The 21643-nt window shown below is 41.7% G+C and carries 16 protein-coding genes and 1 tRNA gene; 11 read left to right on the top strand and 6 right to left on the bottom strand.

Annotated elements, in window-relative coordinates; translation table 11 throughout:
* Nucleotides 1-7: 7 nt before the first annotated feature.
* Both VR862_RS10330 and VR862_RS10335 read right to left on the bottom strand, forming a co-directional pair.
* A complete protein-coding gene (locus tag VR862_RS10330; RefSeq protein WP_324720891.1) occupies nucleotides 8-769 on the bottom strand; it encodes a LytR/AlgR family response regulator transcription factor in 762 nt (253 codons plus the stop codon).
* Entirely contained in the window at nucleotides 750-1883 is a 1134-nt protein-coding gene (locus tag VR862_RS10335; protein ID WP_324720892.1) for a sensor histidine kinase, read from the bottom strand. The genes VR862_RS10330 and VR862_RS10335 overlap by 20 nt, the downstream gene beginning before the upstream one ends.
* Before the next feature lie 203 nt (nucleotides 1884-2086).
* On the opposite strand from VR862_RS10335, the gene VR862_RS10340 reads away from it, so the two are divergent.
* From VR862_RS10340 to VR862_RS10355, 4 genes are all read left to right on the top strand, one after another.
* Nucleotides 2087-4540, top strand: a complete 2454-nt coding sequence (locus tag VR862_RS10340; protein WP_324720893.1) for a TonB-dependent receptor — start codon at nucleotides 2087-2089, stop codon at nucleotides 4538-4540.
* A gap of 266 nt (nucleotides 4541-4806) precedes the next feature.
* On the top strand, nucleotides 4807-7236 hold the full coding sequence (locus VR862_RS10345; protein ID WP_324720894.1) for a TonB-dependent receptor: 2430 nt from the start codon (nucleotides 4807-4809) through the stop codon (nucleotides 7234-7236).
* A 203-nt stretch (nucleotides 7237-7439) separates the two neighbouring features.
* Nucleotides 7440-8639 carry a DUF7282 domain-containing protein gene (locus VR862_RS10350; RefSeq protein WP_324720895.1) on the top strand — a complete coding sequence of 400 codons (1200 nt, stop codon included), beginning with the start codon at nucleotides 7440-7442 and terminating at the stop codon, nucleotides 8637-8639.
* A gap of 104 nt (nucleotides 8640-8743) precedes the next feature.
* Complete coding sequence (locus VR862_RS10355) at nucleotides 8744-9838, top strand: alanine racemase (RefSeq protein WP_324720896.1); 1095 nt, start codon at nucleotides 8744-8746, stop codon at nucleotides 9836-9838.
* A 25-nt stretch (nucleotides 9839-9863) separates the two neighbouring features.
* On the opposite strand, the gene VR862_RS10360 is transcribed toward VR862_RS10355, so the two are convergent.
* Both VR862_RS10360 and VR862_RS10365 read right to left on the bottom strand, forming a co-directional pair.
* Complete coding sequence (locus VR862_RS10360) at nucleotides 9864-11081, bottom strand: DUF418 domain-containing protein (RefSeq protein ID WP_324720897.1); 1218 nt, start codon at nucleotides 11079-11081, stop codon at nucleotides 9864-9866.
* A gap of 318 nt (nucleotides 11082-11399) precedes the next feature.
* Nucleotides 11400-11472, bottom strand: a tRNA-Phe gene (locus tag VR862_RS10365).
* Nucleotides 11473-11555: 83 nt separating this feature from the next.
* Here VR862_RS10365 and VR862_RS10370 point away from each other — a divergent pair.
* From VR862_RS10370 to VR862_RS10400, 7 genes are all read left to right on the top strand, one after another.
* Nucleotides 11556-12323 carry a type III pantothenate kinase gene (locus VR862_RS10370; protein WP_324720898.1) on the top strand — a complete coding sequence of 256 codons (768 nt, stop codon included), beginning with the start codon at nucleotides 11556-11558 and terminating at the stop codon, nucleotides 12321-12323.
* Nucleotides 12320-13567, top strand: a complete 1248-nt coding sequence (gene bamG / locus VR862_RS10375) for a BamG family beta-barrel-assembly machinery protein (RefSeq protein WP_324720899.1) — start codon at nucleotides 12320-12322, stop codon at nucleotides 13565-13567. The genes VR862_RS10370 and bamG overlap by 4 nt, the downstream gene beginning before the upstream one ends.
* Nucleotides 13568-13601: 34 nt before the next feature.
* The gene (locus tag VR862_RS10380; RefSeq protein ID WP_324720900.1) at nucleotides 13602-14972 is read left to right on the top strand and encodes a hypothetical protein; all 1371 of its coding nucleotides are present in this window, start codon (nucleotides 13602-13604) and stop codon (nucleotides 14970-14972) included.
* A gap of 1 nt (nucleotide 14973) precedes the next feature.
* A complete protein-coding gene (gene lptC, locus VR862_RS10385) occupies nucleotides 14974-15540 on the top strand; it encodes an LPS export ABC transporter periplasmic protein LptC (protein WP_324720901.1) in 567 nt (188 codons plus the stop codon).
* Nucleotides 15537-15728, top strand: a complete 192-nt coding sequence (locus VR862_RS10390) for a hypothetical protein (protein ID WP_324720902.1) — start codon at nucleotides 15537-15539, stop codon at nucleotides 15726-15728. The genes lptC and VR862_RS10390 overlap by 4 nt, the downstream gene beginning before the upstream one ends.
* A 5-nt stretch (nucleotides 15729-15733) precedes the next feature.
* A complete protein-coding gene (locus VR862_RS10395) occupies nucleotides 15734-17020 on the top strand; it encodes a hemolysin family protein (RefSeq protein WP_324720903.1) in 1287 nt (428 codons plus the stop codon).
* A gap of 99 nt (nucleotides 17021-17119) precedes the next feature.
* The gene (locus tag VR862_RS10400) at nucleotides 17120-19240 is read left to right on the top strand and encodes a peptidylprolyl isomerase (RefSeq protein WP_324720904.1); all 2121 of its coding nucleotides are present in this window, start codon (nucleotides 17120-17122) and stop codon (nucleotides 19238-19240) included.
* A 71-nt stretch (nucleotides 19241-19311) separates the two neighbouring features.
* On the opposite strand, the gene VR862_RS10405 is transcribed toward VR862_RS10400, so the two are convergent.
* Nucleotides 19312-20235, bottom strand: a complete 924-nt coding sequence (locus tag VR862_RS10405; RefSeq protein WP_324720905.1) for a GYDIA family GHMP kinase — start codon at nucleotides 20233-20235, stop codon at nucleotides 19312-19314.
* Nucleotides 20235-21548, bottom strand: coding sequence for a hydroxymethylglutaryl-CoA reductase, degradative (locus tag VR862_RS10410; protein ID WP_324720906.1), 1314 nt, complete (start codon nucleotides 21546-21548; stop codon nucleotides 20235-20237). Before VR862_RS10410 ends, VR862_RS10405 begins: the two co-directional genes overlap by 1 nt.
* Nucleotides 21549-21643 lie beyond the last annotated feature (95 nt).

Below are 21643 nucleotides of genomic sequence, written 5' to 3' on the forward strand. Positions count from 1 at the left end.
ACCATTTTTAAAGATCCAGCCATTGTTTAAAAGCCGAAGCTTTACTGCTGCTAATTATTTGTTCCGCCACCAAAGGTGGATCTAAGGTGAGGTGCAGTCTGCCCTTAAAATAAGGGCTTACTTCGCTCACTGCTTTTATATTTGTGATCAACTGCCGGTTTACCCTGAAAAATTTCTTTGCCTCCAGTTGATCATCTAATTGATCCAGGGTATAGTTGACAACATATCTCTTTCCCTCAAAGGTGTACAACAAGACCACACCTTCTTCGGCTAAAAAATAGGCGACTTCATTGCTGGGAATTGTTTTTATGGTTTGACCAGATTTTACCATAAAGCGCGATTTCACTTCCTCTTCTTTGGAGGAAGTCTGGAGTAGATTGCGCAGGTTTTCTACACCCAGGGAGATCTCATCCTTTTGAAGTTCCTCATACTTCTTTATAGCCTTGGCGATTTCCTCTTTCTTCAAAGGCTTTAGGAGGTAGTCTATGCTGTTTACTTTAATGGCTTCAATAGCATATTCATTGTATGCGGTAGTGAAGATGACGGGAGTCTTGATCTCGATTTGTTTAAAGATCTCGAAACTGCTTCCATCAGAAAGATGTATGTCGCAAAAGATAAGATCTGGCTGTGAATGCAGATTGAAATATTCTACCGCCTCTTCAATAGATTCCAGTCGGTCCATGACCTGCGTTTCTGGCCTGAGATCAAGCACTATCTTTTCCAGGGCATCGGCTGCAAAGGCTTCGTCTTCAATGATTACTACTTTCATGAGTCTTCAATAATGGCAATTTAACTATGAATTTTTCTTTGGTCTTGTCGATTTTCACCTCTTCGCTGCTTAAGTAACGATACCTGCTACTTATATTCTTTAGTCCGGTCTTTGTAGAATAGATGTGCTCCTTTCTGGGCTGCAGGTTGTTTTGCACCACGAGATAGTTTTCTTCGGTAAAGATCTTCACAAACAGAGGCTTCTTTTTGGTAGAACCATTGTGCTTGATCGCATTTTCCAACAGCATTTGCAGAGCTCCCGGGGGAACCAGAAGTCCCGGAGGTTGAGGTGATATTTCCTCCTCGAAAACAATAGAGTTTCCAAAACGCGTTTTGAGCAGATAAATATACGACCTGGCAGTTTCGAGTTCTTGGTCCAGTGGGATGAGCTGCTGTTCACCATGTTTTAATAAGGACCTGTAAAGATCGGCCAGCTTGTTCTTGAAGGTTAACGCCTTTTTCTTGTCCTGCTGAATGAGAGAACCCAGAACATTGAGACTGTTAAACAGGAAATGGGGATTTATCTGGCTTTTCAGCCCTTCTAACTGGGCTTCAAAATTCTCTTTTTGAAGTCTTGCAGAATTCAGCATTTCCTGCTGAAGTTCTTTTTTTGTCCGTTCCCGTTCTACGAAATAATAAAAGAAAAGGGAAACCACCACGCTCACCATAACTGCCGTTCTTACCCGTACGGGAACGAAAATTTCCTCACCAAGGACGAACAGGAGTGGAAGGAAATTCAGCAAAAAGGTTAAAAATATCGTTACAACAATTACAATAAATACCTCCAGAATGGCCTTTTTTGGAGCACCAGTTCTTTCGAATTTCGGAGAAGCAAAAAGCCGGGAGATCTTTTCATGAGAAATGAAAAGAAAGAACAGGAAAAAAAAGACCAGCGGAATCTCGATGAGCATCTCCCCCTGGGGAAGTTTAATAGTTCCAAAGTTGAGGTATACCACCAGAGTATATAATATAATAGTGGTAATTGCTGCTATTCCCAGCTTTTCAAGAATTACTTGTACCTGGGAGCGGGATCTTTTTGTGGCCTTGCTTTTTTTGATGCGATCGACTTTGGCATAAAAGTAAAAAATTAAAACATTTTCCCTGTTCTTCTTCATAGGTCGGCTTCTTTAGATTCTGATCGGGTGGGATTCTCGTACTTCTTCTACCCGGCTTTCACCAAAATTCCGCATTTAGAGGAAAACCTGTTTCCATTTCATTTAGTCTATATTCCATTTCACCTTTAAAATATCCCGCTTCAGCTTTTTTCAATTTCTGTAATGCGGTTATGAACGCACATTTGTGGTGTTAGCTAGCAAAAATGTCTAACCAAAAACACAATATGATGAAGTTGTATAAAGCATTAACAATCGCAATTTTTAGCCTTTTTGGGAGTCTTGGGGCTCATGCCCAGGAAGAGGGTCTTCTTACCGGAAGCCTTAATGATCAAAAAGAAGAGACCATTCCATTTGCCACTGTGGCAATGATGAAGTTACCCGATTCTACTATAGTAACTGGAACCACTACAGACATGGATGGGCGCTTTGAACTTAATTCCCCTCAGCAGGGCCGTTACCTGCTCAAATTTAGCGCTATTGGGTTCAAATCTACTTTTACAGATGCCTTCCAGGTTTCCTCTCCCGGGTACGAGAGAAATTTCGGAAATGTCGTTCTTCCTGCCGAAGTTACAATGCTCAATGAAGTAATGGTGCAAGCCTGGCGACCGCGAATTGTAATGGAGTCCGATAAGATGGTCGTGAAGATAGAAGGGACTGCAATGGCCGCGGGTAGTTCGGCTTTTGAGATCATTTCCAAATCCCCGGGAATTTCTGCCGACCAGAATGGAAACCTGAGCCTGAATGGAAGAAGTGGAGTAAAGATCATGATCAATGGTCGCTTCACCTATCTTTCAGCAGAGCAATTGAGGGCCATGTTAGAGTCCATGCCTGCGGAAAATATCAAAAACATCGAGTTGATCCACAACCCTCCTGCCAAATATGATGCTGAAGGTACTGCCGGAATTATAAATATCGAGCTCAGAAAAAATGTTGCTCTGGGCTTTAATGGCAGTGTATATGGCGGGGCAGAGTTGAACAAAGAGAACTGGTATAACATGGGAACCACTCTTAATTATAATGTAGGGAGATGGAACACCTTTTTTAGTGCCGATCTTTCCAAAAGAGGTCTTGTAAGAACACAGGAGATCGGTAGAGATTATACTTATGATTTTGAGTATGACTACTTCCGCCAGGAGGGAGAACAGATTGAAACTAAATGGATCCCTTCGTTCCAGGCCGGAGCAGATTACCGCCTTAACGAAAATCACAGCATTGGCTTTATTGGAAACTATACCTTTTATGAAGAGACCGGGAACTGGAATACAGAAACGGCACTTGGAGATTTTGGAACGGGAGATCTACAAACAATTTCGGCAAGGAACAGGATGATCGAAGACTATAGCAATGGCAGGATAAATTTGCATTATGAGGGAAAGCTGGACACAACGGGCACAACGCTCTCTGCCAACCTGGATTACATTCAGCTTTCTAAAGATCTCAATTCCAACTTTACCAATAACTATTTTTTTGTTCCTGAAGGAGAATCTGAGGTTGAGCAGCTTTTCAATAAAAGTATTTCAGATTATGAGATTTTTGCGGCCCAGGCAGATCTAAGTCTGCCGCTTAACAACAGGTCCAAGTTCAGCATAGGAGTGAAAGGGAGTAAAGTGATCTCAGAAAGCGACCTGAAGTTCTATCTTGGGCAGAACTCCAGGGGGGAACTTGATACCGGCCGAAGCAACAGCTTTATTTACGAAGAAGAGATCTACGCCGCTTATGCGGCGTATAGCAACAAATTTAGCGACACATGGAATCTACAACTGGGACTAAGAGCAGAACAAACTGTAGGTAAGGGTATTTCTCCAACAATGAACGAAGTCAATGAAAGGGATTATCTGAATCTTTTTCCAAATGTACAGTTGAGTCAGACTGTTAGTGAAAATTATCAAATACACTATTCCTACAGTAAGAGGATCAACAGGCCTAGATACAGTACCCTAAACCCTTTCCTGTTCTACCTTGATCCATATACATACATAGTTGGAAATCCAGACCTTGAACCGGAGATCACCTCATCTTATGGCATTAACCAAACCCTCTTCGGAAGATATATGCTTATGCTCAATTACAGCAGAACTGAAGGAGCGACGGCCGAATATCCCAGAACTAATATGGAAACCGGGCAGGCTGTATTGACCACGGCAAATACAGATCATATGGAATCTTATTCTGCTAGCCTGGTTGTGCCTTTAGAACTTGCCTCCTTCTGGAATGTTGAAAACACTGTGATCTTGAATCAAACCAATTACGAAATCCCCTATGAGGAAGGGGTAGTTGAAAATGACAATTTGTTCTACTCTTTTCAGTCCAATCACAGGATCCAAATGCCCTGGGAGATGGACCTGGAGCTCAATGGAAATTACATGGGGCCTTCTGCCTACGGGGTAGCAACCATAGGTGATCGCTGGTTCATAGATGCAGGCTTAAAAAAGTCATTTCTGGATGAGCGTCTTGACGTCACTTTAAGAGCAACAGATATTTTTAGAGGAATGGAGATCGATGTGGAATCTGAATATCCGGGAAGTACCTTTAGGCTTAATCAGTACTTCTACAATAGAGGCTTCAGCATCAATCTCAGGTATAACTTTAAAAATGGAAAGTCGCAAAAGCAAGCCCGCCAAAACAAACTGGAAGAATTGAGCAGGGCGGGAGGCTAACATTGTTCATTCTTCTGCAACTTCATCATGGATCCCAGAGGTAACTTTGGGATCTTTTGTTTTTAGCAGTCCCTAATTTTTCCACTTAGATGATTTGCTGGACCCGGATTCAAAAGTGTCAATTTTGCAGCAAATTTTTCATTGTAAGAATATCCCGATTCATCCGGGAAATATCCTGCTTCATCTTTTTTGGGTTTAATTACCTCCTTAACACCCTCATATTTGTCCTGTTAGCGCGCCAAAAATTACTAACCACAAAATTTAAAATGATGAAGTCGTATAAAATATTAATAACAACCTTTTTAAGTTTACTGATAACCTGTTCAATTCAAGCCCAGAGTGGAGCATTGAGCGGAAGTCTAATGGATCAAAATGATGAATCCATTCCTTTTGCCACTGTAGCGGTTATGAAGCTGCCCGATTCCACAGTAGTGACAGGATCCACAACCGATATGGATGGGACCTTTAACCTGAAATCCCCTGAAAGCGGAAAATATGTACTAAGATTCAGTGCCATTGGCTTTGAATCTACATTCACACCATTATTTGAAATAGCCACTTCAGATTTTCGGAAGGATTTCGGGTTGGTCACCATGCGGGAGGAATTGACAATGCTCAATGAAGTAATGATCCAGACCTGGAGACCACGGGTAAAAGTGGAGAACGGTAAAATGGTAATGAAAGTACAGGGAACGGCAGTTGCTGCCGGTAGAACTGCCTTTGAAATGCTTTCCCGCGCCCCCGGGGTATCGGTAGATCAAAATGGTGAATTCATGATCAATGGGAAAAGCGGCGTAAACGTAATGCTCGATGGACGCATGAGCTATCTTACAGCCAAAGAACTTCAAACCTTACTGGAAAGTATGCCTGCAGAAAATATAGAAGAGATTGAAGTGATTCATAATCCTTCAGCTAAATATGATGCCGAAGGTACTGCCGGAATTCTCAACATTACGCTCACGAAAAATGCGGAAACGGGATTTTCGGGGAGTGTTTATGGAGGCTATCGCGTAAATCACCAGAATCTTTTTAATTCCGGCATTAACCTTAACTTTAATAAAGGCAAATGGAACTCTTTTGCCGGTCTGGATATTTCTGAAAGGGGAAGGTACAGGCCGCAGCAGGTGGTAAGAACCTTTCCGGGAAATGAAGATTACAACATTTACGAACAAGACGGGCTTGATGTAAATAAGGAACTGGTTCCCTCCCTAAGAGTTGGAACAGATTATGACTTAGATAAGAATCACAGCCTGGGAGTGATGACTAATCTTATCTACAGAGATCTTCACGCTAATTGGAATACCTTTAGTACTCTATCACATTCACAAAAAGGAGAATATCTTAAGGTAGATGCACTTAATGAAAGGGACGAGCAATTCTATAATGGCCAATTCAACATGCATTATACCGGGAAACTGGATAGTTTGGGAACAATCTTGTCTGCCGATCTGGATTATGTGCGGCTGGAAAATGAGGAAAACTTTAATTTCACTAACACCTATAAATATGCAGATGACGGATCTGAAGAACTGGAACTTCTAGATAATATAAGCCTTTCCGATTACAGCATTTACTCGGCAAAAATGGATTTTTCGACACCTCTTTCGGCCACATCTACTTTAGGTCTGGGACTAAAGGCCAGTAAGGTAGTTTCTGATAGTGATCTTAAAAATTATATTATGGAAAATGATCAGCGACGTTTTGATCCAACAAGAAGTGACAGGTTTAGATACGAGGAAGAGATTTACGCCGCCTATGCGAACTATAGCAACAGGTTGAGTGAATCCTGGAATCTACAGGCGGGCCTGAGAGCTGAACAAACTTTTGGGGAAGGTAGATCCTTCACCATGAACGTAAGCAGTAAAAGAGATTATTTTGAGCTCTTTCCAAACCTGATGGTCGAGCAAAAGGTAAGTGAAAATTACCAGATGAACTATTCCTACAGCCGCAGGATTGAAAGGCCCGATTACAGTACATTTAATCCTACTATCTTTTATCTCGACCCATTTTCTTATACCGAAGGAAATCCCGACCTACAGCCGCGAATAACCAATACATTCAATTGGACGCATACCCTCTTCAAAAAGTACAGTCTAATCTTGAGTTATGATAGCTCTAATAATCACTTTCTGGAACTACCTGCGGCCAACCCTGAAACCGGATTGACCTCTTACACTTCGCGAAATGTCGACAACTTTAGGAGTTATGGTGCAACCGTTGTGGCCCCCGTGGAACTGGCAAACTTCTGGAATGTGAACAACACAATTGTAGTAAACCAACAGGAATTTGACTTTACCATGGACGCTTCTTCTTTAGAAAATGACAACCTGTTCTATATGGTGCAATCAAACCACCAAATAAATTTGCCATGGGATGTAAAGTTTGAGGTCAACGCTTCCTATAGAGGACCGGTAGCCCATGGAGTTTATAATATAGACAGGCAATGGTGGATAGATGCCGGAATCAAAAAGTCTTTTTTGAACGATAGGCTTGGTGTCACTCTAAATGCGACCGATATTTTTAGAGGGAAAGAAATGAAAGTTGACGCAGACTTTTTGGGCAACACCATATATATAGAACAATATTTTGACGACAGGGCTGTAAGTTTAAACCTGCGGTACACTTTCAATCCCGGACAAGATAAAAAGCCAACCCGCCAATCCGGCCTGGAAGAATTGAACAGGGCGGGAGGTTAACTCTTTTATCCATTATCAACGTCATCTGAAGATCCTGATAAAACCTTGATTTACTTCCGTTTTTGACAATCTGAGGAAGATGGCAGGAAAAGGATTGTTAAACTAGTATTAATGAAGGTTTTGATTATGCTAATTAGTAAAGCCTTAACGGGGATTCCGTATTGAACTGGGTACTTTGGGGTCAAACAAAAAAAACAGCTATTATGAAATTAAAGAAGTTTTACCTTTTAATGCTACCAATGATCCTTAGCTTAGGGTTGGTGGCTTGTAGTGATGATGACGATGATGTAATTGACCCGGGAATTCCTCCTACAGGAAGTATTGTGGTTGATGACGAGGTAATGGTGGAAAATGGTACAATAACTATTAACTCTGTAAGTATGAGCAACCCGGGATGGGTAGTTCTGCACAGGGATAATAATGGTTCTCCCATGGTTCCCGAAATAATTTCTGTGCCCGAGAGAGTAGAATCCGGACCCACGCAAAATGTTACTATTGAACTTGCCGATGGAGAGGAAGTAACCGACGGAGAAACGCTGTGGGTAATGCTTCACACAGACGGAGGCATATTGGGAACATACGAATTTGAAACAGTGAATGACGTAGATGCTCCTATAACAGATGCACAAGGAAATGTTGTGGCAGAATCCTTCATGGTTTCTGTGGAAGGTGAGGCTGTGAGTTCTTTTACTGCCAATGATCAGGATCTTGTCAATGGAGTAGTTTATGTAGAATCTATCACCATGGAACAAGATGGATATGTGGTAATTCATGCATCCAATGAAGCTGGTGACGGACCAATGGTACCGGAAATCATTTCTGAACCTGTGTACCTCGAAGCCGGAACTTATTCTAATGTTGGTGTTCCGCTAACAGATGAGGCTAATGTAGAAGCCGGAGATACCCTCTGGATTATGCTTCACGAGGATACCGGGGAAGAAGGAGTATACGAATTTGATGGAGAGAATGGATTAGATCTTCCAATTATGGATGGTGATAATGTGGTTGTATCTCCAATAACAATAAATAATGTAACAACTGCAGACATGAGTGGATCTATTACAGTTAGTGATCAGGCTCTTGTAGACAACACTATTACTATTGATAACATTCAACTTGACATGGATGGATGGGTTGTAGTTCATGCTTCGAATGAAGCTGGTGACGGGCCTATGGTTCCTGAAATTATTTCTGAACCAGTTTATTTAGAGGAAATGGACAACAACGATGTTGTAATAACTTTCAATGAAGATGCAAACCTTGCTGCAGGAGATACAGTATGGGTAATGTTGCATGATGATACGGGAGTTGAAGGAGTCTACGAATTTGACGGTATGAACGGACTTGATATGCCAATTACCGATGATGATGGCGTAGTAGTCGTGCCGGTGACTTTACAATAATAACTGAATAAGCTTTAACTTTAAAGGCTGCCTAAGAAAGGCAGCCTTTTTTTATTCTAATCAGAAGCAGAAAATCTTCATACTTTACAGTTATTTTGCACGATATGCTACACATCACCAGACCAAAACTTCTACTTGACCAGCAACAATGCAGGGCCAACATTCAGAAAATGCAGGAAAAGGCAAAAATCCAGCAGCTGCAATTAATACCTCATTTTAAGACCCACCAATCGGCGCAGGTAGGAGAATGGTTCAGAAAAGCAGGAGTAAAGGCGATCACGGTCACTTCTGTAAAAATGGCTAAATATTTTGCGCAGCACGGTTGGGAGGACATAACCATTGCGTTTCCGGTAAACGTGCTGGAAATAGATGATCTTAATTCCCTCGCTAATAGTGTTAATCTTAAGATCTTTGTGAACAGCATTCGAACAGTTGCCCTGGTAAAGGACCAATTGAAAACACCAGTTAAATTCTATATAGAAGTGGATACGGGTGATGGTCGATCGGGTGTTGATGCTGGAAATTTTTCAGAAGTATCTAAAATCCTCGGGGAGGCAAAGAATACCTCCTTGGAATTTTGTGGTTTTTATACCCATCCCGGGCATACTTATACTGCATCATCTATAGAAGAGGTAAAAGGAATTTCAGCAGGAGTTGTTCAAAACCTTAGAAATTTAAAAGATCATTTTAAAGATGAATATTCCAGGATTGCACTTGCTCTGGGGGATACCCCTTCCTGTAGTATTGTAGAAGATCTTGAAGGTGTAAACAGTATCCATCCCGGAAATTTCGTGTATTACGATCTTGTACAGACTAGTATTGGGTCCAATACAGTAGGGGAAATTGCCATTTGTCTGGCTGTTCCGGTAGTGGAAATACATCCGGAAAAAGGTCAGGTGATTGTACATAGTGGATGGGTGCATCAGGGTAAAGATTCTTTAGTGGATTCAGACGGGAATACTCATTTCGGTTTGATGGTCAAAATAGAAGAAGGTAAATGGAGCAGCCCAATACCAAAGGGAAAGGTGTTAAAGTTGTCGCAGGAGCATGGAGTAGTAAACCTTCCGAAGGAAACTTTCGAACAGTTAAAGGTGGGTGATGTGCTGGGAATACTCCCGGTCCATGCCTGTGCTACTGCTGTAATGATGGGAGAGGTGTGGACCACCGATGGAGAAAAGATTGAAATGATGCCGAGGTAATAGATGCGAATAGCCTAAGGCTTCTTTATTTGTTGCTCTTCTTGATTGAGGAAAAATCAAAATACGTAAGGCTTTTCCACACCCATTCGACGGGCCCCTGCTGAAACCTGCTCAGCCACCACTGCGCAAATTTTAACTGTATTAGGAATACGACTACACCCATGAAGACATTGATGGATGGGGAAGTCTGGTCAAAAAGACCAAATCCAAAGTTATAGAACAAAAGCAGTCCGAAAAGAGTCTGCATTATATAAATTGTCAGGGCCATTCTGCCGAGGGCTGTTAGTGGTCGGAGTATCTTCTGGAAGGATCCTTTCCTGTATAAGAGTGTAATTCCTGTAATGTAGAAAATGCTAAGGCAGGCATTATAGATGCTGAACAGAAAGCTGGCAATCCATTGTAATTCGGGCACTACTTTTATTCCCGGGATGGTGACCAGGTTGAAGAGGTACATGAGCAGAGCAAGGAAAAGCAGAATAAGAACTACATTTTTTGAAGCCCTATTCCAGCTTATAAATGTTTTCAGGTTGTTTTCAGGATCGCTGAAAAGTTTTGTACGTCCCGCGTATAAACCCAGGAGAAAGTATCCAAAGGTCATAAAAAGTCTTCCACTTTGGAGTTGATATTCAATTTTTGCAGGCCACGATCTCCAGTTGTCCTCTAAAACCTCAAAAAAGCCTGAGTTTTTTACCAAAGAGTAATAACTTTCTGCTTCTTCTGCCATGGGAAGTGCTACGCTGGATCTTATCACTTCAGTTTGAAAAAAATCGTAGAGGTGAGTAGGTATATTGGTGATCAATAAAAGAGCAATCGTCAATATAATCTTTGGAGAAAGTTTTCCGAAAAAGAGCAGGATTATCCCCAACACGGCATAAATGGTAAGGATATCTCCCCGCCATAAAATGTGGTGAAGTAACCCGATAAAAAAGAGCAGAAAAAGGCGCCAGATGTAGATCTTGAGATATTCCGGCTTTGACCTTTTATTCCTGAAATGCAGATAAAAACCCAGGCCGAACAGAAAGGAGAAAACAGAAAAAAATTTTCCGAAGACAAGAGCTCCAAATATTCCGAGCGCAATTCCGTCGGCTGTACTGTCGTATTTCGTGTAGACATCTGGGGGCAACGCCGCACCGGTGTACCATATTACCATATGAGCATAAAGGATGCCTGCTAAAGCAAAACCCCTTAGAACATCTAAGGTTTCAATTCTGTTTTTGGATGTTGTGATTTTGCTCTCTGCCATATCCCACAGCTCTGAAGATAAAAACTTTGATCCTGCCGAATAGCTCCTTTCACATAGATTTAGGGAGAGGGATTGAAAAAAGTGCTTTCAAGAATAACTTTTTGAGAAGGGAGTATAACAGATTATGTGGAGCTAATCATTAGAGCCTGCAAAACATTCTCAGGTTAATATTGAGGAGTGAAAAATATCGAATTCTTCCTGTTCAGATTAACAACAATTTTTGCCTAATCCCCAAGTTTTGGTCATGATCCTCCAAAATGTATAAGTGAAAAATAAAAAAACCCCCAAATTTTCATTTGAGGGTTCTTGCTTTGCTTGTGGTGCCTCCAGGAATCGAACCAGGGACACAAGGATTTTCAGTCCTTTGCTCTACCAACTGAGCTAAGGCACCAGTGCTTAAAGCGGCTTACCTTGTAGTAAGCGGGTGCAAATATAGATTCAAATTTATTATCTCCCAAAGGAAAATGAAAAAAAATGCTTTTGTATTTTAGCCTTTCCAACCACCTGCTCATGAATCTCATTATTGATATTGGTAATAGTATTGCAAAACTTGCTGTTTTTCAACAGGATGAGCTTAGGTATAGAACAGTTGTTGAAAAAGCTGAGGTTTCAAAAGTAACCTCAGATTTTTTTAAACAGTATCCTGAGATCCAAAAGGTGGTGGTTTCAAATGTTTCTTCGGCCGGACTGGAGTTGCCTCCGGCGTATTCAGAAAAGGTGAAATTTCTCGAGCTAACTCCTTCTACACCTTTACCGTTTAAAAATTTATATGCTACCCCTCACAGCCTCGGGAATGACCGTAAGGCACTGGCGGCTGCAGCTGTGAAGCAATATCCTTCAAAAAATGTACTGGTCATTGATGCCGGTACTTGTATTACTTATGATTTTAAAAATGCTTCAGAAGAATATTTGGGAGGTGGTATTTCTCCCGGTTTAAAAATGCGTTTTTTGGCCTTAAATACCTTCACTGCAAATTTGCCGTTAATAGAGGCAGGAGAAGAGCATCGGCTCATTGGAAATTCAACGGCTACTTCAATTACTTCAGGTGTCGTAAATGGTATGCTTATGGAAATTGAAGGGATAATTAATAGCTATAAAGAAAAATTTTCAGATTTACACTGTATTATTACAGGTGGAGACGCAACTTTCTTGTCTGGAAACTTAAAAAATGGCATATTTGCGAACTCCAATTTCTTGTTGGAGGGCTTAAACTTTATTCTCGAATCTAATATCGATCAATGACAAAACGATTTTTTATAATCGTATTCATTCTATTTTCAGTGATTACGACCGCTCAAGAGCGAACCTCTTCCCCTTATTCCTTCTACGGGATAGGCTTGAATACCTTTAGAGGGACCGTTGAAAATAAGTCAATGGGTGGTCTCGGAATATTTTCAGACAGTATTCACGTGAATCTGCAGAATCCTGCTGCTTTGGGAAGGCTTAGGCTTACCACCTATACTGTAGGGGTGAGTAATTCAACTGTCAACATGAAATCTGACACTGAAAGTTCTACTGTAAGTACTGCTTCCCTTGACTATCTTGCAGTGGGAATTCCTACCGGAAAACTTGGATTTGCTTTTGGTCTTGTGCCATATTCCTCTGTAGGATATAATATTACAGATATTGATGAAGATGCCGGAGTAGGAAGCCGGTTCTCAGGAAAAGGTGGTCTCAATAGCGTATTTCTTTCTGCAGGATATGCCTTGACACCTAATTTAAGTCTTGGAGCTGAGGCTAGCTACAACTTCGGAAATATTCAAAACAAGAGCATCTTCCTTCAGGACGATGTACAGTTTGGGTCAAGGGAGATCAATCGCAGTGACCTCAGTGGATTCACCTATAAGATTGGGCTGGACTATGAAAGAATGTTGGGTGAGGATTTGCAGTTCAAGCTGGGAACTCACTACACCCCCGGAACTGATCTTAAAGCCGAAAACCAAATGGAGCTGGCAACACTTCTGTTAGGCGCCGAAGGTCAGGAGATAACAGTTGATACCCGCGATGTTACCGTGCCCGATTCAGATTTTTCGCTTCCTTCCAGCCTTAGTGTGGGAGCAGGAATTGGAAAGCCTAAAAAGTGGTTTTTAGGAGCGGAATTTGTAACTTCAGAAGCAGGGGACTACAGTAATAGAGCTTTTGCCATTGAAGGTGCATCTTTTGAGCAGGCTTCGAAGTACAGAATTGGAGGTTATTACATCCCTGAATATAATTCACTAACAAGCTATTTTAATCGTATCGTCTACCGCGGTGGATTGCGTATGGAAGAAACCGGACTCCACTTGAATGGAGAATCAATTAATGAGTTTGGCATAGCTTTTGGGTTAGGACTACCAGCAGGAAGGATGTTGACCAATATTAACCTGGGGTTTGAGTATGGACAGCGCGGTACGACAAGTTCAGGACTAATTCAGGAAAACTTTTTTAATGCTATGATAAGCCTCTCTTTAAATGACAGATGGTTTATTAAAAGAAGATTTGAATAATCACAAACTATTAATCAGGAATAAAACTTATACTATGAAAACCAAGGTAATACTTTTTCTTTCGGGGGTTCTCCTGGGTACAGGAGCCTTGCAGGCACAAGCAAATCAAGAGTGTGCTACCACTGCAGCCCTGGCTTACAGTGATGCAAAAGCCAAGAACTATGATGCTGCTTGGACAAGGATTCAGACCCTAAGAAAAGATTGTCCCTCATATCATATAGCTACTTATCAATATGGAGAAAGGATCTTAAAAGATCGTCTCGAAAAGGCACCAGAGGGTGAAAAAGCAACAGTAGCAAAAGAATTGATCTCTCTATATAAAGAGCGTTTACAGCATTTCCCGTCCAAGACTGATGCAGGAGATGTGAATGCAGACATCGCGCAGCTAATGTATGATGTTAAAATGGGAACTACAGGGGAGCAGTATGAGGCTTTTGATAAAGCTTTCAAACAAGATCCTAATAGCCTAAATGCAAAATCTCTTTATACTTACTTCTACTTATTAGTAGAACTGCAGGATGCCGGTAAAAAAGATCTTCAGGAAGTATTCGACATGTACGATGTCGTTATTGCTAAGCTTGAAGAGCAGGAAAACGAGACTGCAGAATCTTTGGCAAAGCTAATTGAGAAGCAGGAAGCCGGTGAAGAACTTTCAAGTAAAGAAAAGACCAGGCTAAATGCTTACGAAAAGAACCTTGTGGCCTACAGTGCTGTAAAGGGAAGTATTAATGCTAAGTTAGGTCAGCGTGCAGACTGTGATAACCTTATCCCGCTCTATAGCAAAGACTTTGAAGCTAAGAAATCTGATACTGAGTGGTTAAAGCGTGTGAACAGCAGGTTATCTGCAAAAGATTGTACAGAAGATCCACTTTTTGTAAAAGTATCTGAAGCATTGCACAAGCTGGAACCATCTGCAAGTTCTGCATACTCTTTAGGTCAGTTGGCCGAAGCCAACGGCAACATGTCTAAGGCTATGGAGTACTACAACCAGGCGGCCGAGCTGCAGAAAGATCCTTCAGTAAGAGCGAATATCTACTATAGAATCGCTAATAACATGAAAGAGAAAGGGCAGTTTGGACAGGCAAGGAATATGTACAGAAAAGCTATTAGTTCAAAACCTTCTTTAGGTAGAGCTTACCTTCAGATCGCTAACATGATCGCTCAGAGTGCGAACAACTGTGGTGAGACCGCTTTTGATAAGAGAGCTGTTTACTGGAAAGCTGCCGAGTATGCTGAGAGAGCTGCAAGAGTAGATCCTTCAATTAGCAGTACTGCTAATGAAACTGCAGCTGCATATAGAGGACGTGCTCCACAGAGAAGTGATATCTTCCAGAACGACATGCAGGGTAAAACCATCAACATTGGATGTTGGATAGGAGAAAGCGTACGCGTACCTAATTTGTAATATGAATTCCACATACAGGAAATTTTTTAAAGGCATTGTCACAACCCTCGTTGTGACAATGCTTTTTTCATGTGAGGGTAATTTGAAGGGCGTGCAGCAAATGGATATTCCCGAAGATGCCCCGCAGTCTATTGGGACTGGTATAAATTTAAAGTACATAGATTCGGGCCTGGTGGTGGCTACCTTAAAGAGTGAAACCATGAGAGACTTTTCCAACAAGGAATTTCCCTACCGGGAATTCCCCGACGGACTTATGGTCGAGTTCTTTGATGAGGAGCGAAAAAAGAATACTGTCACTGCCGAATACGGCGTGGTCTACAATGAAACGGGCCTAATAGATCTTCAGGGAAATGTAGTGGTAGTTACCAGTGACAGTACAAAATTAATGGCAGATCAACTTTACTGGGATCAAAGCAGGAACTGGGTCTTTACAGACCGTCCTAATACCATCCGGTTTAAAAATGGAGCGCTAAACGAAGGACAGGGTTTTGATAGTAATCAGGAATTCAGTAATTTCCGCTCAAGGTCTAACATTGGTGTTCAAATTTTAGAAGAAGACAAACAATGATGAAATTTTCCAAATTCTTTGAATTTGCCTATTTGGCAGCAGCTGCTTTTTTTCTTTATGAGGCAATTGCTATTTGGGATGAACAGCGTAACCAGGCCTACCTTTTTCTTTTCTTTGTAGTGATTGGCGTTTTTATGTTCTTCTTTAGGAGGCATTTCAGGCATAAATATGGAAACCGTAAGAAATAGGTTCTATGGCCTTTGAAATCATAATTATTCTTTGTTCCCTTATCCTTTCTGCATTTTTTTCGGGGATGGAAATTGCATACGTATCTGCTAACAAGATACATGTAGAGATCGAGAAGAAACAAAATGATTTTCTTGCCAGGATCTTAACCCGCTTAACGCGAAAGCCATCCAAGTTCATAGCCACTATGCTCGTGGGTAATAATATTGCCCTGGTCATCTATGGATTCTTTATGGGCGACCTTTTAATGGAGCTGCTTGCACCCGAAAATTTCACTAATGAGATCGTCTTGTACTTGCTAACCGATCTTAGTCTTCTCACCCAGACTATTATTTCCACACTTATCATTCTATTGACTGCAGAGTTTCTTCCCAAGGTCTTCTTCCAGATCTACGCAAATTTCCTGCTTAAGTTCTTCGCTGTTCCTGCTTATCTTTTTTACTTGCTTTTTAGCTTTATTTCGTCATTCGTCATCTGGATTTCCGATCTGGTCTTGAAGCGCTTCTTTAAAACTCAGGGGGATGAAGTACAGTTGGCTTTTACCAAAGTTGAATTGGGAAATTATATATCGGAACAAATGGAAAAGGTGGAGCACGACCAGGAGGTAGATTCCGAGATCCAGATCTTTCAGAATGCTTTGGAATTTTCAGAAGTAAAGTCCCGAGAGGTTATGATCCCCCGTACAGAAATTGTGGCTGTTGATATCACCACAGATCCCCGCGAGCTGGTGGAGACATTTACCGCTACAGGGCTCTCCAAAATACTTGTTTACAAGGAAAATATTGACGACATCATCGGCTATATTCACTCTTTTGAACTATTTAAAAAGCCGTCGACCATTAAGTCTATTCTGTTGCCGGTAGTTTTTGTTCCTGAAACCATGCTGGTGAAGGATGTGCTTAATATTCTTATTAAGAAGAGAAAAAGTATAGCAGTGGTGATCGATGAGTACGGTGGTACGAGTGGGATGATGACGGTAGAGGATATTGTCGAAGAGTTGTTTGGGGAAATTGAGGATGAGCATGATCCCGTTATCCTGATCGAAGAAAAACTGGAGGAAAATAGATTTTTATTCGCCGCAAGGCTGGAGGTTGATTATCTCAACGAGGTCTATAAACTGGATATTCCCATTGGAGAAAATTATGAGACCTTAGGAGGCTACATCCTTGATCATACCGAAGAAATTCCACCTAAGGACGGCGTGGTTCAGATCGACAACTTTATCTTTCATATTAAAGAGGTTTCCAACACCAGGATTGAGCTTGTAGAGGTCATTGTGAATCCTCAGGATTAATTTCCATCATTTCCCTACATTTTGAAGATTTATAGTTTTTTTAATAAAGCTAAAAACGTTATTTTCGCCCCCTATATTTTAGAATTAACAACTTAGATAATGGCAGTATTAAATTCAATAAGGCAACGTTCGGTCTTCCTGATCGTGATCATTGCTTTGGCACTTTTCTCTTTCGTTTTGGCCGATGTAATTAGGAACGGAGGGATGGTTTCCCAAAAATCACAAAATACAATTGCTACCATCAATGGCGAAGATATCGAGAGAGAGCAGTTTGCCAGGCAGGTAGAAGCTTTTCAGCGCAATATGGGGCCAAATGCGTCTACTGCTCAAGCAGTGAACCGGGTTTGGGAAATGAACGTAAGACAGGCATTGCTCAAGGAGCAGTTTGAAGAGCTTGGGATACGGGTTGAAGAAGCGCAGGTGAAGGAAATGATTAGAAAGGAACTTGGTGGTAACCCAGATTTCACTAACGAAGCCGGAGTGTTTGATGAAGCAAGACTTAGGGAATATGTTGCGACTTTAAAATCCACTTCCCCACAAGCTTATCAGCAGTGGCTTGACTACGAAACAAGTCTTGCTGAAGCAGCCAGAGAGCAAATATATCTTAATCTCGTTAGAGCAGGGGTAGGGGCTACACTTTTAGAAGGAGAGCAGGCTTACAAGTTTGCTAATGAAAGCGTAGATATGGAGTTTGTACAGATCCCTTACACTTCTGTAGATGATGCTGAGGTTGAAGTGTCAAAATCTGAGATAAGAAATTATGTAAAAGCGCATCCAGGTAAGTTCAAAACTGAAGCTACCAGAGATATCCAATATGTTCTTTACGAAGAATCGGCATCTCCCGAGGATGAAGCTGAAGTTAAAACCGAGCTACTCGGTCTTCTAAACGACAGAGTGGAATTCAACGCCGCTACAAATACAAATGATACGGTAGAAGGTTTTGCAACTACCCGTGAGTGGGAAAATCTTGTAAATGAAAGATCGGACGACAAATTTCAGGACAGATTTGTTTTCAAGAACCAGTTACCGGCTGAACATGCCGATTCTCTTTTTAACCTGAATGAAGGGGAAGTTTATGGTCCATTCAAGTTCAACGGTTCATGGAGAATTTCAAGAGTAGTTGAAACTGCTCAAATTCCCGATTCGGCAAAGGCAAGGCATATTCTTGTGGCATGGCAGGGTTCTCCGGTAGGAGGGCAGGTTACCAGGAGTAAGCAAGAGGCACAGCAGTTAGCCGATAGTCTTGCTACAGTGGTAAGAAACAACAACGATAAATTTGCCGAAATGGCTTCACAATTTTCAGCTGATGCTTCCAACAAGGAGGATGCGGGCGAGTTAGGATGGTTCACACCTGGAGCAATGGTTCCTGCATTTAACGATTTTGTCTTTACCAACAATGAAGGTACTATCGGTGTAGTTGAAACGCAATTCGGATATCACGTAATACATATCCAGGAGCAAACTGAGAGAGAAAGAGCAGTTAAACTTGCTACTATTTCGCGGGCTATTGAACCTTCAGAAAAGACTTCCAATGAACTTTTTGCTGAAGTTACAAGGTTTGAACTGGCAGCAAAAGATGCTAACTTCAGCGATCTCGCTAAAGAAGGAGGAAAAGAAGTAAGACCTGTAAAAGAGATCCAGCAACTGGAAGAGAATATTCCCGGAATCGGAGCTCAGAGAAGAATTGTTCAATGGGCATTTGAAGAAGACGTCGAGGTTGGGGACATTAGAAGATTTGAAGTGCCTTCAGGTTATGTGGTGGCTCAGGTTACGGCAGTAAATGAAGCAGGTCTTAAATCTGCAGAAGCCGCTTCTGCAACGGTAATTCCTATTCTTCAGAAACAAAAGAAAGCTGAAATTATTAAAGGGCGTATCAATGGCAGCACACTCGAAGCTATTGCTCAAAACCAGAATGTGCAGGTGAATACTGCAAATGCTGTCAACCGTAACAGCCCAACCCTTCCGGGCGTGGGTAGCGAGCCAAAAGTAGTAGGTTATGCCTTTGGTCTCGAAACGGGAAAAGTAAGCAGTCCTGTTGCAGGTGAAAAAGGTGTATTTGTGATCAAAGTGCTTCAAAAGAACGATGCACCTCAAATGGAATCTTACAGACCATATGCGGCAAGAGAAGCTACTGCGCGTAGAACAACTGTAAATACCGAAGTCTTTGAAGCTCTTGAAGAAGCTGCAGAGATCGAAGACAATCGCGCAAGGTTCTACTAGAAGAAAAATTTAAATCAAAAAAAATGCCCTCAAAAATCTTTTGAGGGCATTTTTTTTGAAATAGATTTCAATCAATTCAAGATCATTTCATCATATGGCAGAATGGTTTCGTAACCTTTTTTCCTGAAGTAATCCATTTCTTGAGAGGCGCCGGTAGCCAGGATGAAATCTCCACCCCAGCCGCCAAGGCTTTTAACTGCCCCGGGATAATCCCGAAAGAGACGGGATTTGACTTTTTGAGCTCCGAGAAGCTTTGAAATGAGATTTTCATGTACTTCAACAAGAAGTTCGAATTCCATAAGGTCGGTGCAGGTGATAAAACTATGAGTTAGTGCAGAGATCTTTTCTATTGTAGTTTTTAGAGAGGCTTTGTCCTGCTTGCGATAATGTTCAATAGCTTTCCTGCTATCCTGTTTTCGGTTAAGGTGAATAAAGAAGAGGCGATCTTTAAAAGGAGGATCAAAAGAGGTTCTTAAAATGCTATTTTCGGAACCCTGTTTTTCAAAGGTTACAGGTGTGCCATACATTCCAACCGCCACGTCGTAACCACTGCCTCCAAAAGTGCTTTCAAGCAACTTGTAAGGATCGACCTGTAGCCACTTTGCCAGGTTGGCAATAAGCGTGGAGGAGGTTCCAAGCCCCCAGTTTCTGGGGAAATCAACTTCTGAAATCACTTCATACCCACTGCCCCTCTTTAATGCGTCTGAATTCAACACTGTTGCCGAATGGAGTGCCAAAAACAGCATTTTTGACACCTCATTATTTTCCTTTTCTGTGGGGAATTTATGGCTGATTACATCGGCGATAGGGAACTCATCTTCAAACCAAAGTTTTCCTTTTCCCTCAAAACTTTTCCACTTTATGACCGGCTTTTCAATCTCCTTTACTTCCAGACTCTGGCCAAATCGCGTCGGTAGGGCGAGAGCTGTTGCTCCATCCAGGACCACATATTCTCCGCTGATCAATAACTTGCCATAACTATGAAACTTCTGCATTAGTTCCTCAGTTTTTCGAGTTGTTCTTCCACGGCGCTATGAGAGACGTTGTGCGTCTTGAAATGTTTCACCAAAACCTCTTTTTCGGCGGGGGTAGCTTCAAGTTGATTCAAAATATTCATGAGGTGCATCTTCATATGTCCTTGCTGAATTCCTGTGGTAATAAGAGATTTTACAGCAGCAAAATTTTGAGCCAGTCCGGTAACAGCCACGATCTTCATTAGATCTTCGGCTGAAGGTTTTTGAAGGATCTCCAAAGCTATCTTTGAAAGCGGATGCAACCCGGTTAATCCTCCTACTGTTCCCAGGGCCAAAGGTATTTCCATCCAAAACCTGAACATTCCATTCCGCACATCGGCGTGAGAAAGACTGGTGTATTTTCCTTCTTTTGAAGCGTAAGCATGAATCCCTGCTTCCACTGCTCTAAAGTCGTTTCCCGTAGCCAGAACAACGGCATCAATGCCATTCATGATCCCTTTATTGTGCGTCACGGCGCGATAGGGTTCCGTTTTAGCTATTTTTAGAGCACGCACAAATTTTGAAGCGAAGTCTTCACCGGTCATACCGTGATCTTCCAGTTGATCGACAGGACAGGAAACTTCAGCTCGTACTATACAGTCAGGCACATAGTTAGAGAGAATACTCATCACGATCTCAATATCTTTTTCTGAAGCATCAAAAGCTTTATAGGCTTTAGCTTCGGCTTGAAAAGTTTCAGCAAAGCGTTCCAGGCAGGAGTTGATAAAGTTCGCACCCATAGAATCCCTGGTTTCAAAAGTGCAGTGCAGTTGATAATAGCCGCTCAATAGCTCAGTTTTATCCCTTAGCTCAATATTTACCACTCCGCCGCCTCTTTTTTCCATATTCCTGGTTAGTGGAGCAACGGCTTCCAGGAGCTTTGGTTTTGTGATATTGAAGAACTCCTGAAGTTTATGATCCTTTCCTGTATAGATGAAATGGACCTGCCCTATTTTTTGAGTACCCAGGACTTCAGCTTTAAATCCGCCACGCTTGCCCCAGAATTTTGCGGCTTTACTGGCTGCTGCAATGACCGAACTCTCTTCTATTGCCATTGGTATGGCGTATAGGCGATCGTTTATGAGGAAGTTAGGGGCCAGCCCAAAAGGGAGGTAATAATTGGATAGCGTGTTTTCGGTAAATTCCTCGTGAAGTTTTTGGAGACTCGAATCGGGATTCCAGTACTGCCTCAATATCTTTTTTGCTTCTTTATTTCCGGCGAGGTAGGTCTTGCTAAGCCATTCAATTTTTTCCTCTTTTGAAAGCCTGGAAAAGCCGGTAATTGGGTCAACCATTGTATAGAATTTGAAGGGCTAAAGATACAACTACTGAAGAAAATGAGGCAAGGAAGAGGAATTTGAAAGGAGAGTTGAGAAATTTTCTACAGGAT

It is taken from the genome of Salinimicrobium aquimaris (assembly GCF_035607535.1).
Taxonomy (GTDB): domain Bacteria; phylum Bacteroidota; class Bacteroidia; order Flavobacteriales; family Flavobacteriaceae; genus Salinimicrobium.